This window comes from Maribacter sp. MMG018 (assembly GCF_018100785.1).
GTDB lineage: Bacteria > Bacteroidota > Bacteroidia > Flavobacteriales > Flavobacteriaceae > Maribacter.
The window spans coordinates 168586-188790 of the sequence record NZ_JAGJEC010000005.1 but is presented as its reverse complement, the minus strand read 5'-3'; the positions used below and the strand labels follow the sequence as shown (position 1 = coordinate 188790).

Sequence of the window (20205 nt, the reverse complement as noted above, 5' to 3'; positions counted from 1 at the left end):
GAGTTACTTGACCACCAACTTTCTAAACCCTTGTGTCAAAAACTCTTTTGTTTCCCCAGATTCATCCAAGTAAATAATATAGGCTTCCAATTTGCTGTTAGCGGTAATTACCTTGAAAGCTTCCTCTAGATCCATTGCCATAAAAGCGGTAGCATAGGCATCTGCCGTAGCACAGTTATCCGCTAATATGGTAACCCCTAGGGTATTGGAATCTTTGGTGTAGCCCGTAATCGGATCAATAGTATGCACATATTTTTTTCCGGTAGCTTCATCTATTCTAAACTTCCTATAATTACCAGAAGACGCCAAAGCTCGATCTTGTAAATGAATCAAGAGTTTAAGTTTTCTTCCATCTTTCATTTGGGGATCATCGATACCAACAACCCAAGGCTTTCCTTTTTCCTTATTTATGCCCTTAGCTACTATCTCGCCCCCTACTTCAACCAAATAATTCTCTATACCTTCATCGTCTAGCATAGCCGCAACCCTATCGATCGCATATCCTTTGGCAATAGCATTAAAATCGAAATAAATATTAGGGCTTTGTTTTACAATTTTATTTTGAGAGGTCAAAGACACTTTATCGAACCCAACGTACTGGAGCAAACTATCTACTTTAGCGCTATCCAATTTAATTTTATGCTCCGGCCCAAATCCCCATGCATTTACCAAAGTACCCACTGTCGGGTCAAAATAGCCCCCAGTCTTTTTATTGATGTCCTTAGAAAGTTCAAACACTTCCCTAAACATATGATCTACTTGCACAAGGCTATCTCCATTATTGATTTTGGATATATCGGAAGTAGGTATGTAGGTAGATAACGATCTATTGACCGCTGCAAAAACCGAATCGATCTCACTCTTTAAATCCAAACGTTCTTCTGCCAAGTATATAATATTGTAAGAGGTACCCAGTGCCGGTCCGCTTGTTTGATTTTTTACAATACCGGCCGTGTCTTCTTTACAGCCAAAAAATAGAAGTAAAATTAAAAGTGAAAAATATGCTCTCATTCCTTAATCTCAATTAATCCGTCATAGTCAACAATATATTCCTCATTAAGATATACCGGTAAATTATGATCTTTTGCATTCACCAATCCCACGCCGGCATAAAATGTTTTAGCATCAAATTTTAGGGCATGATCTCTCATTTTATTCAAATCTGCCCGCAACAGGTCAAGATCCTTGGGGTCTCCAGGATACTCAATCGCCTTAACAACAACAAAACTCATCTGTTTATTCTTGATGCATACAAATTGAGGGTTCTTTCTCAACTCGCTATTTACAGCCAAGAATTCGTAGCCCTGCTCCTCTAATTGCTTCCCGACCAAGTTCATTGCCAAATTATGCAACTCCTGTTCCGTCAATGCTTTCATGAAAACTTATTCTAAAAAAACCGATATGAATACACATATCGGTTTTTAATTTATTACTAAGTGAAATTATTTATCCACCGAAATCGTCAAAGCGAATATGTTCATCAGGGATACCAAAATCTTCACCCATCTTCTGAACCGCTTTATTCATCAAAGGAGGACCACAGAAATACAATTCTATATCCTCTGGCGATTCGTGTTTACTTAAATAGTGTTCAATTACACAATTATGAATAAACCCTACAAAACCATCACCAGGTGCATCTATACTCTCTTTCACCTTCCAATTATCTTCCTCCAAAGGTTCTGAAAGCGCCAAATAGAATTTAAAATTAGGGAACTCTTTTTCTAGTTCGTAAAAATGCTCTAAATAAAACAACTCTCTTTTAGAACGTCCACCGTACCAATAAGTAACCTTTCTATCCGTCTTTAAGGTCTTGAACAAATGATATAAGTGAGATCTCATCGGTGCCATACCTGCACCACCACCTACATACAACATTTCTGAATCCGACTCATTAATAAAGAACTCACCATAAGGTCCAGAAATTACACATTCATCACCAGGCTTTAGTGAAAATATATAGGAAGAGGCTATACCCGGATTTACATCCATCCAACCATTTTTAGCTCTGTCCCAAGGCGGAGTAGCAATACGAACGTTCAACATAATTTCACGTCCTTCTGCTGGGTACGAAGCCATAGAATAGGCACGCTCTACGGTCTCAGGGTTCTTCATTACCAAAGGCCACAGATTAAACTTGTCCCATTCTGCCTGAAATTTATCCGGTGTCTCATGTTCTTCCGGGTGTGCCGTAATATCTATATCTGAATATTTTACTTCACACTCAGGTATTTCGATCTGGATATAACCACCAGCTTTGTATCCCATATCCTCAGGAATCTCCACAACAAATTCCTTAATAAAAGACGCAACGTTGTAGTTTCTAACAACTTTGGCCTTCCATTTCTTAATTCCGAACACTTCTTCAGGAATGGTAATGTCCATATCCTGTTTAACCTTCACCTGACAAGCTAAACGAGCTCCTTGATTAAGTTCTTTTTTAGAGAAATGAGGTGTTTCGGTAGGTAATGCTTCACCGCCACCGGAAAGTACGTGACATTCACATTGAAGACATGTACCACCTCCACCACATGCAGAAGGCAAAAATATTTTTTGATTACCCAATGTTGATAGCAACGAGTTTCCTGAAGCCACTTCAACTTTCTTTTCTCCGTTTATAGTAATAGTAACTGGGCCCGAAGGTGATAATTTCTCTTTGGTAAATAGCAATAACGCCACCAAAATCATTAAAAGTATCAAAAAGGCAACAACAGTTATCAATATTGTACCACCTGTACTTGCAGCTAAAATCATGCTTATTTTTTTATATCGTTAAAAGAGATTTCTTTTTCGTCTATCTCAGATTTAATTTCACTTACCTCTTTCTTTTCCGGCAAAGCTTCTTTTTCATTTTCCACTTCTATAGTTGCAGCTTCCTGAACAGGTTCTGGAGCTTTGTCTCCACCTGTCAACATTCCACCAAAACTCTGGAAACCGATTCCCATTAAGCCGGTGATAATAAATGTAATACCTAAGCCACGTAGTGGAGCCGGAACATTTGAATATCTTATTTTTTCTCTAATAGCCGCAATGGCAAGAATAGCCAAAAACCATCCAATACCAGAACTAAGACCATAATTGAAAGCAAGACCAAAAGTTTCTATCTGTCTAGACTGCATAAATAAAGATCCTCCAAGAATAGCACAGTTTACAGCGATCAAAGGCAAAAATATACCCAATGAGTTATACAAGGAAGGTGAAAATTTCTCTACCACAATCTCTACCAGCTGTACCATGGTCGCTATGGTCGCTATAAAAAGGATAAAAGATAGAAAACTCAAATTATAATCTGCATATTCCGGCCCTAACCAAACCAAAGCCCCGTCTTGCAACAAGTATTTATCCAACAACCAGTTCATAGGCACTGTTACCGCCAAAACAAAAATTACGGCAGCTCCCAAACCAACGGCTGTGGCCACTTTTTTGGAAACGGCCAAATAGGAACACATTCCCAAGAACACGGCAAACACCATGTTATCGATGAAAATTGATCTAAAAAATAACTCTATATGCTCTAACATAATATTGTCTTAAGTATGTTCTTAATTTTCTTCTACCAATGCCGGGTTTCTAGAACGTTGCACCCATATAATAATACCAACAACGATCAATGCCGCCGGCGGAATAATCATAAAACCGTTATTCTCGTAACCAATTGAATACAATCCTGTTTTTTCGATAGGGTCTCCTAAAACCGGTATCCCAAATAAAGTTCCGGAACCTAACAACTCTCTAAAAAAACCAACGATTACCAAGATAAGGCCGTACCCCATAGAGTTTCCTATACCATCTAAAAAGGACCTCCATGGACCATTACCCAAGGCAAAAGCCTCAAAACGTCCCATAATAATACAGTTGGTAATGATCAGACCTACAAAGACCGCTAAAGTTTTACTGAGTTCATAGGCAAACGCCTTTAACACTTGGTCCACTATGATCACCAATGTAGCCACGACGATCAATTGTACTATAATCCTGATTTTAGAAGGAATAATGTTCCTCATCAAGGAAATAACCACATTACCCATAGCCAATACGAACATTACCGAAACAGCCATAACCAACGAAGCCTTCAACTCTGCAGTAATCGCCAAGGCAGAACATATACCCAATACCTGAATGGTAATAGGGTTATTATCCGCCAGCGGATCGGTAATTAGATTGGTATCTTTTTTTGATAAAAGTGCCATATTAATTTGTTCTAATAGTTTTTAAATAATCTTTATAAAGATCCACTGTTTCCTTGATCATAGCAGAAACACCGTTTCCTGTAATGGTAGCACCCGCCAAGGCGTCTACCTCATTATCTTCCTTGTCGTTGTTTAAAGGATCGTTATTGCCTTTTGCAACTTTTATACCCTCGAACGAGCTACCGGACATTATACTTTCTCCGATAAAATCGTCCATAAAATAACGTTGGTTTATGTTGGCGCCCAAACCTGGTGTTTCACCTTTATGGTCAAAGAAGACACCTTGAACTACCATATTGCTATCTAAAGAAATAAAACCCCAAATAGCATCCCAAAGACCTTTACCGTACATAGGTATGATGTAATATTTCTTACCATCTTTTTCACCTATGAACAATGGAAGCTCAGGAACTTCTCCTTTTTTCGCCTTTGCAACTTCTTTCTTTACATCTACCAAATAAGCCTCATCGTTCTTAACAAGTTCGGCCCCTTTAATAACGTATTGTTCTTTTATGTATTTCGAAAACTCCTTCTCCACAACATTGGTAGGCACAAAACTCACGTCCCCTTTACCGGCATTCTCGTTAACGCCCATGGCATAAAGAATGTTCTGTTGTTTTTCAAAACGCATATTCTCATCAATTCTACCACTAAGAGAAGAGGCCACAAAGGCCAATAGAGAACCGACCACGATTACCATAACCGCCGCAAACGCAACGGTATAAAGATTTTTATCTGTATTGATTGCCATAATTAAACCGTTTCTGCTTTTAGTTCTTCAGCCTTACCATCCGAGTCTTTCGGAAGTATAACAGCATTCTTTAATCTTTTCATTCTTCTTTTTATATTTCCTTGGACCACGTAATGATCTATGGTCGGCGCAAAAACATTCATCAATAAGATTGCCAAGAAGACCCCTTCTGGATATGCAGGATTGAAAACCCGTATCATCACCGATATAAAACCTATAAAAAAGCCATATATCCATTTACCGCGATTGGTCTGCGAGCCCGTAACGGGATCTGTTGCCATAAAGACAATACCAAAGGCCAAACCTCCAATAATCAAATGTTTCCAGAAATCAAAACTCATTAGACCGTAAAACTTACTGGTCTCCGTAACCCAGCCCATATCCACAACTTGGTTAAAGATCAATCCCATTACCAAAGAGCCGATAACGGCACTTAACATAATTCTCCAACTTGCTATTTTGGTATAGATCAAGAACAATCCTCCCAACAATATTAATAAGGTAGATGTTTCACCAACAGAACCTGGAATAAAGCCAAAGAACATATCGGAAACACTGTATGCCATTTCAGACCCTTTGTTCTGGGCCAAGAAACCCAAAATAGTTTCCCCGGAAATAGCATCTGGACCACCAGCTCTTTCTACGGCCTGATAGACCCAAACCTTATCACCACTCATCCATGTCGGGTAAGCGAAGAAAAGAAAGGCCCTAATGGTCAATGCCGGGTTTAAGATGTTCATACCTGTACCACCAAAAACCTCTTTACCGATCACTACACCGAAAACTACGGCAACGGCCAGCATCCATAAAGGAGTATCTATCGGAACTATTAGAGGAACAAGCATTCCGGTTACCAAATAACCCTCTTCGACCTCGTGCCCTTTGATTACGGCAAAAATAAACTCGACCAACAATCCAACACCATAAGACACCACCAACAAAGGAAGCACTTTTACAATCCCGATCCAAAAATTATCCCAAGTCAAGAAATTCTCGAACAAGGACAATGTTCTCGGCGTACCGTTCGCCGCATCGATAGCCGCGTAATACTGATAACCCGCATTGAACATTGAAAATATCAAAATTGGAACAAGGGCCATAATAACCGTATTCATGGTCCTTTTCAAATCATCAACAGCCTTTACATGCGTACCACCATGGGTGGTTTCGTTTGGAGTAAACAAAAAAGTATGGAAGGCATTGAAGGCAGGAGCCATCTTTTTACCCTGATACTTCAGTTTTAACTCATGCATTTTACTTTTTATGCTCATCTCTTATCCTATTTCTTTTTGCAATAAATCCAACCCTTCTCGTATAATCTTCTGATGGGGCTGTTTAGATATACATATAAACTCAGTTAAAGAAAAATCTTCTGGGGCAACCTCATAAAGACCCAATTGCTCCATTTCGTCCAAATCTTTCACCATACACGCTTTCAATAACTGCATTGGGTAAATATCCATTGGAAAAACCTGCTCATATTGCCCTGTTACAACAAAGGCCCTATGCTCACCATTGGTGTTCGTATCAAGGTCGTACTTTTTATTTGGCTGCAACCATGAAAAAGTAAGTGCCCTAGTATTGGATATCTTGTTAAAAACAGGCTTGTTCCAACCAAAAAGCTCATAATCGTCCCCTTCAGGTATAACTGTTACCGTATTATTATAATAACCCAAATAACCATCGGGGCGACTTTGGGATCCAGTTAAAACATCTCCATTGATAACCCTAATATTTTCTTGGTTCACACCACTGGCATAAAGAAAAGTTGAAATTTCAGCACCAATCTTTGTCAGGTAATATTTTGGTGATTTAACCGCAGAACCGGCCAAGGCTACCAATCTTTCAGAATTGAACTTACCGGTCAATATAAACTCTCCTATCAAAACCAAATCTTGGGGAGAAACGACCCAAACGACCTCTCCTTTGTTAATAGGATTTATCTTGTTTATTTGAGTACCGACCAAGCCTGCGGGGTGAGGCCCCGAAACCTTGTGCAATTCCACACCTTTTAAAGTAGACAAAGGAGAATTGCCAGACTTGCCGACGGACACGTGAATTTTACCTGGGGTCATTTTGCCCAATGCAGAAATTGCCGCCTGCAATTGAGCCTCTTTACCTTTTAGCACATAATCATAGTCTGCCGCCAAGGGAGCACTTGCATAACCAGAAACAAAAATAGCTTTTGGCGTAGCATCCGGATTGGCAACAACATCATAAGGACGTTGTTTAATAAATGGCCAACACCCACCTTTGAGCAAGTAAGCCTTCACCTCTTCTTTAGACGCTTTTTCAACATCAAGCTTCTTATGCTCTACTACATCCTGAGATTTGTCCGCAAGTATTTTTATTTCAAGAATTCTTCTTCTTGCCCCACGTACAATTTCCACTATTTCCCCACTCACAGGTGAGACAAAGTGCATATCCTCTATATTTTTATTATAAAAGATAGCTTCGCCCGTCTTCACCTCTGCACCTTGCTTCAAAAGAAGCTTTGGGGTTATCCCATGAAAATCATCGAGAGTTATAGTATACACATTGCTCAGGACCGCTTTAGAAGTAGTAGGTTCCGCTGCACCTACCAGATTGATGTTAAGTCCTTTTTTTATTCGAATGTCTTTTGACATATTATTGTAGACCTTAGGTTAACAAAATTTGGTGCGAATTTACTACTTACTGAAAAGTTTTCATAATAATTAACCTATAATTTCGGCATTCTAACGATGTTAATTTTTTAGGCATCCTTTTTGTTTACCTTTAACCCAAAATTACCTGTTATATGCGCTTATTTCTTAAACAACTACCATGGTGCCTTCTTTGCCTGCAAAGTATTGTAGCACAAGTACAAACAGAAGTAAATCCGCCAAGCAACATAAAGTCTATCGTATTTAAAGGTCCTACGGAAGACCAGTTCCCCGTTGTACAGATCGGCGAGTCCATTTTCTTGGAATTTGACGATTTATTGGCGAACGAACAAGATTATTATTACAAAATTGTGCATTGTGATTACGACTGGACCCCATCAAGTCTGTTAAAATCGCAATACCTGAACGGTATAGACAACCAGCGCATCACCAACTACGAGAACAGCTACAACACCTTGGAAACTTACTCCAACTACCAACTAACGATACCCAACGACAATGTAAGCCTAAAAGTTAGCGGAAATTATGTTTTAGAAATATACAACAACAATTACGAGCTACAGTTCTCTAGACGGTTTGTAGTATATAAAGATATAGTAACGGTCAGCGCCAACGTAAAGCGATCTCGAGATTTCAAATTCCTAAACGAAAAACAAGTAGTACAGTTCTCGATCAACACCGGAAGCTACAATGTGGTAAACCCAAAGAAGGAAATCAAGGTCGCCATCATACAAAATTATTTTTGGCCAAATACCATATATAATGTAGCCCCACAATTTACCCTCGGCAAAGAGCTTGTTTACAAGTACGATCAAGAAACATCATTTTATGGAGGAAACGAATTTCTTCTTTTTGACACTAGCGACCTAAGGGCCCCAAGTGCACAGATCTCTAGAATAGAAGTAGGTGAACTATACAACCATTACCTGTTTGCCGATTCTTTTAGAAACAACAAGCCCTATACTTATTTCCCCGATATTAACGGCGACTATGCCATTAGAACATTACAGGGCGACAATGCCTCTAGGGAAGCCGAGTACACCTATGTTCATTTTAGCCTACCCTATACCCGTGACCTAGCTTTGGACGATGTGTATGTTTTTGGCAAATACAACAATTACGCCCTCACAGATGAAAACAAAATGACCTACAACGAGAATAATGGCATGATGGAAGCAACATTAAAACTCAAACAAGGTTTTTACAACTATAAGTATGCTACCAAAAATCAAGAGGGGGATATAAACATAAATACGGTAAGCGGTAACTTTCATTTCACCGAAAACAACTATCTTATTTTAGTATATTACAGAAATTTCGGGGATATGTACGATAGTATAATAGGTATCGGATCTACAAATTCCAGGACCATTAGCAATTGACCCGAACACAAGGACACCAACCACCAACACCGATGAAAAACAAACCAAAGACCCATACATCTGGGCGCTATAAATTGATCCACCGTGGCGTTGAGTGTTTAAATTGCGGACACCCCTTGGATATGAGCGACAAATATTGTCCGAATTGCTCACAGGCCAACAGCACAAAAAAACTGACCTTAAAAGATTTTTTCGAAGAGTTTTTTTCCAACATTATTTCTTATGACTCAAAACTACTAAAAACCTTAACCGCGCTATTATTAAGGCCCGGCAAGATTACCAAAGACTATATTGGCGGCAAAAGAGTCTCATACACAAACCCTTTTCGGTTTCTTTTAAGTCTAGCGATCATATACTTTTTATTAATCAGTTTTTCGGGAGACTTTGCTGAACTGAACCGTTTTGGCCAACAATCTAACGAATTGCCCGTAAATTTTGGCAGCTCTATGATCGAAGATTATGATTTTGGAGATCAAGAAAGGGAAAAAGAAAACCTAATAAAGCAGCTAGATTCTCTTAAACTAGAAGAGATGATCAACGAAAAGACCAGGACCAGGGATTCTATAATTATGGCAGACCCTAAAAAAGAGATACAAAAAGTCTCGGGCGAATCATTTATATCCGCTCTTTTTCAAAAGCAGAAAATATTCACCACCTTAATACAAAAAGACACCCTTTACTCATTTAAGGAAGCCACAGAAAAATATAAGTTAGAAAACTCACTGAACAACAGGATGGCATTTAATATGACCCAAAGCCTTACAAAGGCAAAACGGGAACCGGGGGCCTACCTGAACTCTTTATTTTCAAAATTACCTTTCACGACATTTTTCTTTCTTCCCCTGTTCTCCATATTCATTTGGCTGATATATATCAGAAAAAATTATACTTATACCGATCATTTGATATTTAGCTTCCATAATCAATCACTGTTGTTTATATTGCTCATTATTAGCTATTTGATAGATACTGTTTTTGGAATTGACAGTAATGCAATTTTTGTTTTGATTTTTGGAATTTACCTGTACAAATCCATGCGTAATTTCTACCAGCAAGGCAGATTCAAAACTATTGTTAAATACATTTTCCTGAACACTATTTTTGTTATTTTAGCTACAATAGGAGCCGTATTATTAATTACAGGTAGCATATTTACATATTGACACATGACAACACAAGTTACAAAGGGTATTAAAATCTCGGTCAAGACTAATTTTGAAGGCACTTTCTTTAAAAATTACAAGATGCATTATGCTTTTGGATACACCATCACTATTGAGAACCAAAGCAAAGATTCCGTGCAACTAAACTCTCGCCATTGGAGAATTTACGACTCTTTGAATGATTTGGAAACACTTGACGGAGAAGGTGTCATCGGAAAAAAACCAGTAATTATGCCAGGTGACTCTCACACCTACAGTTCTGGCTGTTTGCTAACTTCGCCTATCGGAGCTATGAAAGGACATTACAACATGATAAACTTTACTACGGGAGAAAAATTCAGGGTTTATATCCCCACTTTTAAATTCAGCGCCCCTTTTGCCTTAAATTAATTGGTTTTAACCTTATTTTAGTTTTTTGCACACCCCCCTTTTTAGTACATTTGGTCAACTTTTAATCTTAAAAAAAAATTGACCATGGGAAAAGGTTTTTTTCAAGTCCCGGCCGCAATCAACGAGCCAATTAAAAGTTATGCTCCGGGCACTCCTGAGCGTGACGAAGTTTTAAAACAGTACAAAGCATATTACAATGGTCAAATTGATGTACCTATGTACATCGGTTCAAAAGAAGTACGGACCAACAACACGAAACCAATGTCTCCCCCGCATGATCACCAACATGTTGTGGGCACATATCATCTAGCAGAAAAAAAACATGTTGAAGAAGCCATTTCAAACTGTTTGGATTCTAGAGACGCTTGGGCAAATTTAACATGGGAACAACGCGCTGCCGTTTTTCTTAAAGCTGCAGAGTTAATTGCAGGTCCTTATCGCGCCAAGATAAATGCAGCCACCATGATGGCCCAATCTAAAACTATACATCAAGCAGAGATAGATGCCGCATGTGAGCTGATCGACTTCTTAAGGTTCAACGTAGAATATATGTCACAAATATACGCTGAGCAACCAGACTCGGCAGAAGGTATTTGGAACCGTGTAGAATACAGACCGTTAGAAGGTTTCGTTTACGCGATCACACCGTTCAACTTTACTGCTATTGCCGGTAACCTACCCGCAAGCGCCGCAATGATGGGAAATGTTGTCGTCTGGAAACCAAGTGACAGTCAAATTTTTTCGGCAAAGGTAATCGTAGATATCTTTAAAGAAGCCGGTCTTCCTGATGGAGTAATAAACGTAGTATACGGAGACCCCGTAATGATTACGGAAACCATATTGGCCAGCCCCGATTTCGCGGGAATCCATTTTACGGGATCTACCCACGTTTTTAAAGAGCTTTGGAAACAAATCGGAAACAATATACACACATACAAAACATACCCAAGAATTGTAGGGGAAACGGGAGGTAAAGATTTCATAATCGCACACCCTTCCGCCAACACAAAGCAAGTAGCTACAGCTATAACCAGAGGAGCCTTTGAGTTTCAAGGACAAAAATGTAGTGCGGCATCACGTGTATACCTACCAAAATCGACTTCGCAAGAAATTCTGGAATTAGTGAAGAAAGATGTAGAATCGTTTAACAAACCCGGTTCTCCAGAAGACATGAGCAATTTCATAACCGCTGTGATCCACGAAGGGTCTTTTGACAAACTTGCAAAATATATAGATCAGGCAAAGGCAGATAAAAATGCAGAAGTAATCGTAGGCGGCAATTATGATAAATCTAAAGGTTACTTCATAGAGCCTACCGTTATCTTGACCACAGACCCTAATTACACCACAATGGAAACAGAGCTTTTTGGCCCTGTAGTTACCATTTATGTATACGAGGACAAAGACTGGAGCGAAACGCTAAAGCTAGTGGACAGCACTTCTGAATACGCTTTAACAGGAGCTGTTCTATCACAAGATAGGTACGCTATCGACGAAGCTACCAAAGCTTTACAAAATAGCGCAGGTAACTTCTACATAAACGACAAACCAACGGGAGCGGTCGTAGGCCAACAACCTTTTGGCGGTGCCAGGGCATCCGGCACAAACGATAAAGCCGGTTCCGCTCAAAATTTATTAAGATGGGTTTCACCTAGACTGATAAAAGAGACTTTTGTAACCCCTGTAGATTATCGCTATCCATTTTTAGGATAACCTATTGATGTTAAATTGATTACAAAAGATAAATAGTACTAATATTTTATCTACATTGAAAGGCCTTACCGGAAAATCCGGTAAGGCCTTTAATCCTTTAGAACTTATTTAAAATGAAAAAACTATCAATATTACTATTTGTTCTTACGGCAACGAGCCTATGTTACGCCCAAGATAAATTAACACAGAACACCATACATGGTGTATTAAAAGGAAACCAGGCCCAAGTTATACAATTGGCCGAAGCTTTTTCTGAAGACCAATACGACTGGAGACCGGCCGAAGGCATTTATTCCGTTGGGGAAGCATTGTTACATGTAGCAACTTCCAATTATTTTATAGCTTCAAAAATGGGCTTTGCACCTCCTGCAGATGTTGACATTATGGCTTTAGGGAAAATAACGGGAAAAGAAAATATTATCGCCGCCCTTAAAAAGTCGAACGAATTTGTTCTAGAAAAAATTCCAATGATAGAAAACGACCAATTGAACGACGAGGTTGATTTTGGTTTTGCCAAAATGAACAAAATTGGCGGACTTTTGGTCATCATGGAACACAATGGCGAACATAAAGGACAGTTAATTGCCTACGCAAGATCTAATGGCGTAGTACCACCTTGGAGCAAATAAGCTTCTAACTATTCGAAAAAAAGGGTGCATGGCACCCTTTTTTTTGTACTGACCTTTGAATACTACAGCTATTAAAAAGTTTCTACAAAAGAAACAAACAACTGATATTTAGATATTTGAAAGTCCTAAAAATTATGTAGTCACACAATTTATATGTAAATTTAACGTTAAGTAATTGTAAAGTTATCCCTATCTGTTCAACTTTTTAACTCAATGACCATGACACCTATTAAACTATTCAAAAATCTAAAACTGCATATAATATGCTTTCATATGCATTATTGGAGCCAGATAAAAACCTATACAAAAAGATATCGCAAGTGCTACTACAACCTGTTAAGCCTTTAAAACAAACATTATCCTTTATATTTTAAAGGCAGATAAACAACCTTCTTGGTCTCAAAGAAATCATCTTTAAAATAATCGATCAGGTCATACACCTCAACGGTTTTATAATCTTTCAACTCTTCTTCAAGATCACCTCCCTTCAAATACAATATTCCATTTCTTCTTTGGTGAGCTGATTCTTTTTTAATTTTCCCTTTTACCCAATGAACAAAGGTCGGCATAACGGCCACAGCCCTACTCACTATAAAGTCGAACTGATCGGGAACCTCCTCTACCCTCGCATTAATAGTTTTTACATTTTTTAGGCCCAGCCCTTCAACGACCTCATCGACCACCTTAATTTTTTTTCCTATGGAATCGACCAAGGTAAATTGAACATCCGGAAACAATATAGCCAAGGGCACACCGGGAAAACCGCCACCCGTTCCAACATCCATAACTTTTGAACCTGCCTTAAACTGCTGAATCATAGCTATTCCCAAAGAATGCAAAACATGTCTTAGGTAGAGTTCATCAATATCTTTTCTAGATACCACGTTTATTTTTTGGTTCCAATCCTTATAAAGCTCCTCCAATAGAACGATCTGTTTTTGCTGTTCTTCGGATAAATTGGGAAAATATTGGAAAATGGTTTCAGCAGTCATCCTTATATTTGTAGAATTATTAAATTAGTGTATTAATTTTTGCAAAGATTTCTTTTTTTAATTGACCTTTCAAATTATTAAGAATTCGTTTGCGCAACAATATAGAAATAAGATTACCGAATATGGAAAAAAAAACCATTCGATTTGCAAGGAAAGATTCCGCGCAATTTTTTAAGACCCTGAACGGAAGGGTCAACGATTACTTCAAAACAAACAACATAAAAAAGACAGGTGATTGGAGGCTACACCTAAAGACCATTATCATGTTTACATTATTCTTAGCCCCCTATTTTCTGATACTTACATTAGGTCTTCCAACATGGGCCAATGTATTGTTGACCATTGTTATGGGCGTTGGTATGGCCGGCGTGGGAATGAATGTTATGCACGACGGTAACCACGGTTCATATTCCAACAAAAAATGGGTGAACAAAATTATGGGCAGCAGCATATATATATTGGCGGGCAATGTCTACAACTGGCAGGTTCAGCACAATGTCTTACACCATACATATACAAACATTCATGAACATGACGAAGATATGGAGGCTGGTAGGATCTTAAGGTTCTCTAAACACGCCGAGTGGAAGAAACACCATAGGTTCCAACATTTCTATTCTGTTTTCTTATACGGTTTATTGACTTTTAACTGGGCCATTACTACAGATTTCCAGCAAATGTACCGGTATATGAAAAGAAAACTTTCGTACGGAAAATTACCTAGTGCAACTATTAACTGGAGCACCTTGATCATTACAAAAATTCTGTATGCCACTATTTGGATCGTGCTTCCTATGTTGATATTGGACATTGCTTGGTGGAAAATTCTTATCGGATTCTTTATAATGCATTATGTTGCCGGGGTTATACTAAGTGTCGTTTTCCAATTGGCACATATTGTTGATCCCGCCGATACACCGCTACCCGACGAAAGCGGAAACATGAAGAACACTTGGGCAATACACCAATTGTTCACAACCGTTAACTTTGGCACTAAAAACAGAATTATAAATTGGTTCACAGGCGGACTAAACCATCAAGTGGAACATCATATTTTTCCTAATATCAGCCATGTTCATTACACAAATATTTCAAAAATTGTGAAACAAACAGCAAAAGAGTTCAATTTACCATATCACGAGTATAAAACTACTAGAAAAGCCATAATTTCGCATTTCAAACATTTAAAGGAATTAGGCAAACAGCCTTCTTTACAGTACTAGTAATTTTATATTGGACATGAGCAATCAACTTTCGGACAGGATCAACAGTCTAACTCCTTCCGCAACACTGGAAATGGCCGCTAAGGCCCGTGAATTAAGAGCTGCCGGCAAGGATATTATTGGTCTAAGCCTAGGTGAGCCAGATTTTAACACTCCCGATTATATAAAGGAGGCAGCCATCAGGGCCATAAACGAGGATTATAACTCTTATACCCCCGTAGATGGATATGTAGAACTGAAAAATGCCATCATCACAAAATTCAAAAGGGACAATGGACTAACTTATGAAGCTCCTCAAATAGTAGTTTCTACGGGTGCAAAACAATCGCTCTACAACGTTGCCCAATCTGTTTTGAACAAGGGCGACGAAGTGATCTTGCCTTGTCCTTACTGGGTCAGTTACGCCGATATCGTTAAACTTGCGGACGGTGTACCTGTAGAAGTACCGACCTCTCTAGAGAACGATTTTAAGATGACTCCCGAGCAATTGGAGGCAGCCATTACCCCAAAAACGAAAATGTTATGGTATAGCTCTCCCTGCAACCCTAGTGGATCTATATACAGCAAAAAGGAACTGAGGGCACTAGCAGACGTTCTACAAAAATATCCGGATATCGTTGTAGTAAGCGATGAAATTTACGAGCACATAAATTACGGGGTTACAGAACACGCTTCTATGGCAGAGTTCGCCGATATGTACGACCGTACGGTTACCGTAAACGGTGTCGCCAAAGCTTTTGCCATGACCGGTTGGAGAATAGGATACATAGGCGCCCCCGCGTATATAGCCAGAGCCTGCAACAAATTGCAAGGGCAAGTAACAAGCGGGGCCAACTGTATAGCCCAAAGAGCCGTAATTACCGCCTTAGAGGAATCTCCAGAAAGAATCAAGTATATGGTGGATGAGTTTAAAGAACGTAGAAAATTAATTCTAGGTCTACTAAACGAGATAGACGGTTTTAAATGTAACGAACCAGAAGGTGCTTTTTATGTGTACCCTGATGTAACCGCTTACTTTGGAAAAACCCTGAACGGCGTTAAAATTAACAACGCCTCAGATTTTGCCATGTATTTACTGGAACATGCCAATGTTGCCACAGTTACCGGTGACGCTTTTGGCAATGGCAATTGTATTCGTATCTCTTATGCAGCTTCTGTAAAGGAAATAGAAGAGGCGGTTAAAAGAATAAAAGCCTCACTTTCTTAAGCTAAAGTAAAACACAGTTTATAAAAGCAAAAGCCTTTGGATGTATCCGAAGGCTTTTTTTTTATTTAAACAAATTATTTTTAGACAGTAATACCTTTTACGTCCTTTTCCAGAAGTAAGGCGTTAATAAAATAAGCACCGTAAAAAGCTCCAATCTTCCGGCAAGCATCAGAAAAGCGCACCACCATTTCGCCAAAACAGGTAATGCATTATAGTTACTTACCGGATCTAATATACCCAAGGCAGGGCCAACATTACCAAGAGAAGACGCGGCACCCCCTACAGCAGATTCAAAATCAAGACCTAAAAAGCCCAACACCAAAGCTCCTACCACAAACAACAACATGTATAGAACAAAGAAACCTATAATATTATAGACTATCTTTTCTTTTACTGTTCTATCATTATACCTAACGGGAATAATAGCATTACTATGCAATGTTCTTTTAAATTCCAAAATACCGTTTTTCAATATCAGAAGATGCCTCATTACCTTGATACCCCCGGCAGTTGATCCTGCAGACCCTCCCATAAAAAACAAACAAAAGAAGAAAACTGTTAAAAATGGCGTCCACTGCGTAAAATCGGCACTAACGAAACCTGTTGTCGTAATTACCGATATAACCTGAAAAAGCCCATGTCTAAATGCACTTTCCGCTTTCCCCAAAACCATGGGATACCCAGGGGTAAGCTCTGTAATATTAGCCTGGTAATACACTGCAAAAGAAACCACAAGGGTAAAAAGCAATACCAATATGGAGTAATACCTAAATTCCTCGTCCTTTAAAATTTTCTGAATTTTTCCTTTAAAGGCAAAGTAGCTCATCACAAAATTACTACCTGCCAAAAACATAAAAAATATTACAATATACTGTATAAGCGGCTGATCGTTCCAATATGCCAAACTGGCGTTCTTTGTTGAAAACCCTCCTGTAGACAATGTAGCCATAGCATGGTTTACCGCATCGAAAAAAGACATTCCCGCCAACTTAAGAAGTATTGTTTCTGCAACCGTATAACCAAGATATATAAACCATAATCTTTTTGCGGTATCCGTAATTCTCGGATGTAGTTTATCAGAACTTGGACCAGGAGCCTCTGCAGAAAACAATTGCATTCCCCCAATGCCCAACAAAGGAAGAATAGCTATGGCCAAGACAATAATCCCCATTCCTCCGATCCAATGGGTAAGACTTCTCCAAAAAAGAATTCCTTCCGGCATAGATTCTATGTCGTCCATTATAGATGCCCCGGTGGTGGTATAACCCGAGACAGTTTCAAAAAATGCGTTTGTAATATCAGGAATGGAATCAGAAAATATATAAGGTAACATTCCGGAAACCGACATTACGATCCATCCGAAGGTAACTATTATATATCCTTCCCTTTTTTTCACTTCCTTTCGGTGGCCCCGGGTATAATACATAGCAAACACCCCCGTAAACATAGTAGCTATAGAGGACAACATGATACTTAAGGTAGCCCCGTCTTTATAAATACCGCTTACCAGCGCCGCCAAAAGCATAAACGCACCATTGAACAGGAGCAACAACCCCATTAAATGAAATATAATCTTTGAATTTAAGCGCATGTTACAGAAACATTCGTTCTATTTTGGGAATTTGTTCGGGGTGGCAACATACCACCACACGGTCCCCTTCTTGTATTTCAAACCCACCAAGAGCTATAATTCCTTCTCCATTCCTCACAACTCCTCCTATATTGGCGTTTTCGGGAAAATTAAGATCCTTGATCGTAGAACCCGCTACTTTAGAATGTTTCTTGACCACAAATTCTAAAATCTCGGCATTAAGATTGTTCAAGCGCATCAATGCCACAACCTCACCCTTTCTTATATGTCTAAAAATATTATTGGCAGCTAAAAGTTTTTTATTGATCAGCGTGTCGATACCAATAGATTGTGACAACTGAAAATAGTCCATGTTCTCTACCAAGGCTATCGTCTTTTTGATAAACTTGGATTTCGCTACCAAACAAGACATAATATTGGTCTCAGAATTTCCGGTAACCGCGATAAAAGCATCCATAGAATCCAAACTCTCCTCTTCCAACAGCTCAACATTTCTACCGTCACCGTTAATAACAAGAGCATTTGGCAACTCATCTGCCAAATCAAAGGCCTTTTCTTTGTTCTTTTCTATGAGCTTTACATTGAATTTACTTTTACACAAATCCCTAGCGGTTTTATAACCAACCTTGCTACCACCCAATATCATCACGTTTTTAATTTCCGCCTTTTTCTTGCCGGTGAGCTTATATAGCTCATCAACCCCTTTTTTTACGGTAATAAAATACACTTGGTCCCCCTCTTTAAAAAGAGTATCACCTTTTGGTATCACCGTATACTGCGTACCACTTCGTTGCAATGCTATGGCTATGAAATGTAGTTCGGGAAATATTTTGGCAGCTTCTTTGACCGTTTTACCAACAAAGGGTGCAGATTTCATCAAAGAAACACCTACCATTATCAATTCCCCTTCCTCAAACTCGTAGGTATCGTTAAAGGCAGATTTATTAAGCAACAATTGTATCTCTGTCGCTGCCAATGCCTCGGGCGATATCAATTCATCGATACCCAAATCGGAAAACCTTACCAGTTCTTTGTTCTTAATGAACTCCGTATTCGAAATTCGCGCAATGGTCCGCTTACATCCTAGCTGCTTGGCGAGCATACACAAGGTAATATTGGTAGTTTCGGAAGAAGTTACCCCAATTACCAAATCGGAATCTTGCACAGATGCATCCTTTAACAGGGAAATAGATGTAGCATCCCCTTTTAAAACCCGTATATCCAGATGGTTGTCGGCATAAGCCAAACTTTCCTTATCCGTATCTATCAATGTAATATCCTGAGATTCGTAAGAAAGTAATTTAGCTAAATGAAATCCGACCTCACCAGCCCCGGCAATTATTATTTTCATTTAATATCTTAGGTTGCCTTGAATAAAAGTTAGAAACAAAAACTATAGCTTATCAAATCGAGTGACAAACAACTAAATTTCATAAGCAGGCAATTATTATGGAGCAAAATTACATAATTTTATTAGGTTTCAATTTAATTTCAGTGTTTTAAACCCCTACCCCCTCATAACATAACCGCAAAATTTCACGAAAGCACTACCTATATCGTATCTTTGCAGAAAATTTTACCGATGCCAAAAAAAGTTATCCCGTATAAAGATTCACATCTCGGAAAAAAAGAACAAGTAACCCAAATGTTCGATACTATTTCCACTGATTATGATGGACTCAACCGTGTTATTTCGTTTGGCATAGATGTAAAATGGCGCAAAAGGGTAGTCTCCATTCTAAAAAAAGAACAACCAAACACTATTTTGGATATCGCAACGGGCACGGGAGATTTGGCAATTGCGATGGTTAAAACAGGTGCTGAAAAAATAATCGGTCTAGACATATCACCTGGAATGCTAAACGTTGGAAAAGAAAAAATTCAACAGAAAAAACTTAGCGAAACCATTGAGATGATCGTAGGCGACAGCGAAAACTTATCTTTCGACAATAATTCTTTCGATGCGGTGACCGTATCTTTTGGTGTTCGAAATTTCGAAAATCTAGAAAAAGGGCTCTCTGAGATTCTTAGAGTACTCAGACCAAATGGCACATTGGTGATTTTAGAAACCTCTGTACCCACTAAAACACCTTTTAAACAAGGGTACAGGTTTTACACTAAATACATTCTACCCACTATCGGAAAGATTTTTTCTAAAGACAATTCTGCCTACGGTTACCTGAGCGAATCGGCAGCGGCATTTCCACATGGAGAAAACTTCAACAATATTTTGCGTAAAATTGGGTTTATAGATGTAACCAACAAACCCCAAACATTTGGGGTAGCATCAATTTATGTTGCTAAAAAAGCTGATTAACAGTTTTATTTT

At 38.8% G+C, this 20205-nt stretch carries 19 protein-coding genes; 8 read left to right on the top strand and 11 right to left on the bottom strand.

The genetic code is table 11. The features are described 5' to 3' along the window. Positions 1-3: 3 nt before the first annotated feature. From J8L85_RS16805 to J8L85_RS16770, 8 genes are all read right to left on the bottom strand, one after another. Positions 4-1011: an FAD:protein FMN transferase gene (locus J8L85_RS16805; RefSeq protein ID WP_211019242.1), complete on the bottom strand. Its 1008-nt coding sequence runs from the start codon at positions 1009-1011 to the stop codon at positions 4-6. Then, positions 1008-1376 carry a Na(+)-translocating NADH-quinone reductase subunit F gene (locus J8L85_RS16800; RefSeq protein WP_211019240.1) on the bottom strand — a complete coding sequence of 123 codons (369 nt, stop codon included), beginning with the start codon at positions 1374-1376 and terminating at the stop codon, positions 1008-1010. Before J8L85_RS16800 ends, J8L85_RS16805 begins: the two co-directional genes overlap by 4 nt. A gap of 70 nt (positions 1377-1446) precedes the next feature. Then, a complete protein-coding gene (gene nqrF, locus J8L85_RS16795; protein ID WP_211019238.1) occupies positions 1447-2754 on the bottom strand; it encodes an NADH:ubiquinone reductase (Na(+)-transporting) subunit F in 1308 nt (435 codons plus the stop codon). 2 nt (positions 2755-2756) lie between these two features. Next, on the bottom strand, positions 2757-3521 hold the full coding sequence (nqrE, locus tag J8L85_RS16790; RefSeq protein WP_211019236.1) for an NADH:ubiquinone reductase (Na(+)-transporting) subunit E: 765 nt from the start codon (positions 3519-3521) through the stop codon (positions 2757-2759). 21 nt (positions 3522-3542) lie between these two features. Beyond that, positions 3543-4190 (bottom strand): NADH:ubiquinone reductase (Na(+)-transporting) subunit D, encoded by a 648-nt coding sequence (locus J8L85_RS16785; RefSeq protein WP_047247672.1) that lies wholly within the window; start codon positions 4188-4190, stop codon positions 3543-3545. A 1-nt stretch (position 4191) separates the two neighbouring features. Continuing rightward, positions 4192-4941 (bottom strand): Na(+)-translocating NADH-quinone reductase subunit C, encoded by a 750-nt coding sequence (locus J8L85_RS16780; protein ID WP_211019234.1) that lies wholly within the window; start codon positions 4939-4941, stop codon positions 4192-4194. A 2-nt stretch (positions 4942-4943) separates the two neighbouring features. Further along, a complete protein-coding gene (locus J8L85_RS16775) occupies positions 4944-6212 on the bottom strand; it encodes an NADH:ubiquinone reductase (Na(+)-transporting) subunit B (protein WP_211019232.1) in 1269 nt (422 codons plus the stop codon). A gap of 3 nt (positions 6213-6215) precedes the next feature. Further along, positions 6216-7568: a Na(+)-translocating NADH-quinone reductase subunit A gene (locus J8L85_RS16770; protein WP_211019230.1), complete on the bottom strand. Its 1353-nt coding sequence runs from the start codon at positions 7566-7568 to the stop codon at positions 6216-6218. Between the two features lie 152 nt (positions 7569-7720). On the opposite strand from J8L85_RS16770, the gene J8L85_RS16765 reads away from it, so the two are divergent. The 5 genes from J8L85_RS16765 (at position 7721) to J8L85_RS16745 (ending at position 12863) form a co-directional block, all read left to right on the top strand. Continuing rightward, positions 7721-8968, top strand: coding sequence for a DUF5103 domain-containing protein (locus tag J8L85_RS16765; RefSeq protein ID WP_211019228.1), 1248 nt, complete (start codon positions 7721-7723; stop codon positions 8966-8968). 32 nt (positions 8969-9000) lie between these two features. Next, positions 9001-10131 (top strand): DUF3667 domain-containing protein, encoded by a 1131-nt coding sequence (locus tag J8L85_RS16760; protein ID WP_211019225.1) that lies wholly within the window; start codon positions 9001-9003, stop codon positions 10129-10131. A gap of 3 nt (positions 10132-10134) precedes the next feature. Then, positions 10135-10521 carry a Co2+/Mg2+ efflux protein ApaG gene (gene apaG / locus J8L85_RS16755; RefSeq protein ID WP_211019223.1) on the top strand — a complete coding sequence of 129 codons (387 nt, stop codon included), beginning with the start codon at positions 10135-10137 and terminating at the stop codon, positions 10519-10521. An 84-nt stretch (positions 10522-10605) separates the two neighbouring features. Beyond that, positions 10606-12234, top strand: a complete 1629-nt coding sequence (gene pruA, locus J8L85_RS16750; RefSeq protein ID WP_211019221.1) for an L-glutamate gamma-semialdehyde dehydrogenase — start codon at positions 10606-10608, stop codon at positions 12232-12234. A gap of 113 nt (positions 12235-12347) precedes the next feature. Further along, positions 12348-12863, top strand: coding sequence for a DinB family protein (locus J8L85_RS16745; protein WP_211019219.1), 516 nt, complete (start codon positions 12348-12350; stop codon positions 12861-12863). Between the two features lie 356 nt (positions 12864-13219). Here the strand turns inward: J8L85_RS16745 and rsmG are convergent, their stop codons facing one another. Next, on the bottom strand, positions 13220-13855 hold the full coding sequence (gene rsmG, locus J8L85_RS16740; protein ID WP_211019216.1) for a 16S rRNA (guanine(527)-N(7))-methyltransferase RsmG: 636 nt from the start codon (positions 13853-13855) through the stop codon (positions 13220-13222). Between the two features lie 122 nt (positions 13856-13977). Between rsmG and J8L85_RS16735 the strand changes: the two genes are divergently transcribed. Together J8L85_RS16735 and J8L85_RS16730 are read left to right on the top strand one after the other, a co-directional pair. Then, positions 13978-15078 carry an acyl-CoA desaturase gene (locus J8L85_RS16735; protein WP_211019214.1) on the top strand — a complete coding sequence of 367 codons (1101 nt, stop codon included), beginning with the start codon at positions 13978-13980 and terminating at the stop codon, positions 15076-15078. Between the two features lie 16 nt (positions 15079-15094). Then, positions 15095-16285, top strand: a complete 1191-nt coding sequence (locus tag J8L85_RS16730) for a pyridoxal phosphate-dependent aminotransferase (RefSeq protein WP_211019212.1) — start codon at positions 15095-15097, stop codon at positions 16283-16285. 97 nt (positions 16286-16382) lie between these two features. On the opposite strand, the gene J8L85_RS16725 is transcribed toward J8L85_RS16730, so the two are convergent. Both J8L85_RS16725 and trkA read right to left on the bottom strand, forming a co-directional pair. Continuing rightward, positions 16383-17876, bottom strand: coding sequence for a potassium transporter TrkG (locus tag J8L85_RS16725; RefSeq protein WP_211019210.1), 1494 nt, complete (start codon positions 17874-17876; stop codon positions 16383-16385). Between the two features lies 1 nt (position 17877). Next, positions 17878-19227, bottom strand: coding sequence for a Trk system potassium transporter TrkA (gene trkA / locus J8L85_RS16720; RefSeq protein ID WP_211019208.1), 1350 nt, complete (start codon positions 19225-19227; stop codon positions 17878-17880). A 231-nt stretch (positions 19228-19458) separates the two neighbouring features. Between trkA and ubiE the strand changes: the two genes are divergently transcribed. Continuing rightward, positions 19459-20193 (top strand): bifunctional demethylmenaquinone methyltransferase/2-methoxy-6-polyprenyl-1,4-benzoquinol methylase UbiE, encoded by a 735-nt coding sequence (gene ubiE / locus J8L85_RS16715; RefSeq protein WP_211019206.1) that lies wholly within the window; start codon positions 19459-19461, stop codon positions 20191-20193. The last annotated feature ends 12 nt before the right edge of the window (positions 20194-20205 follow it).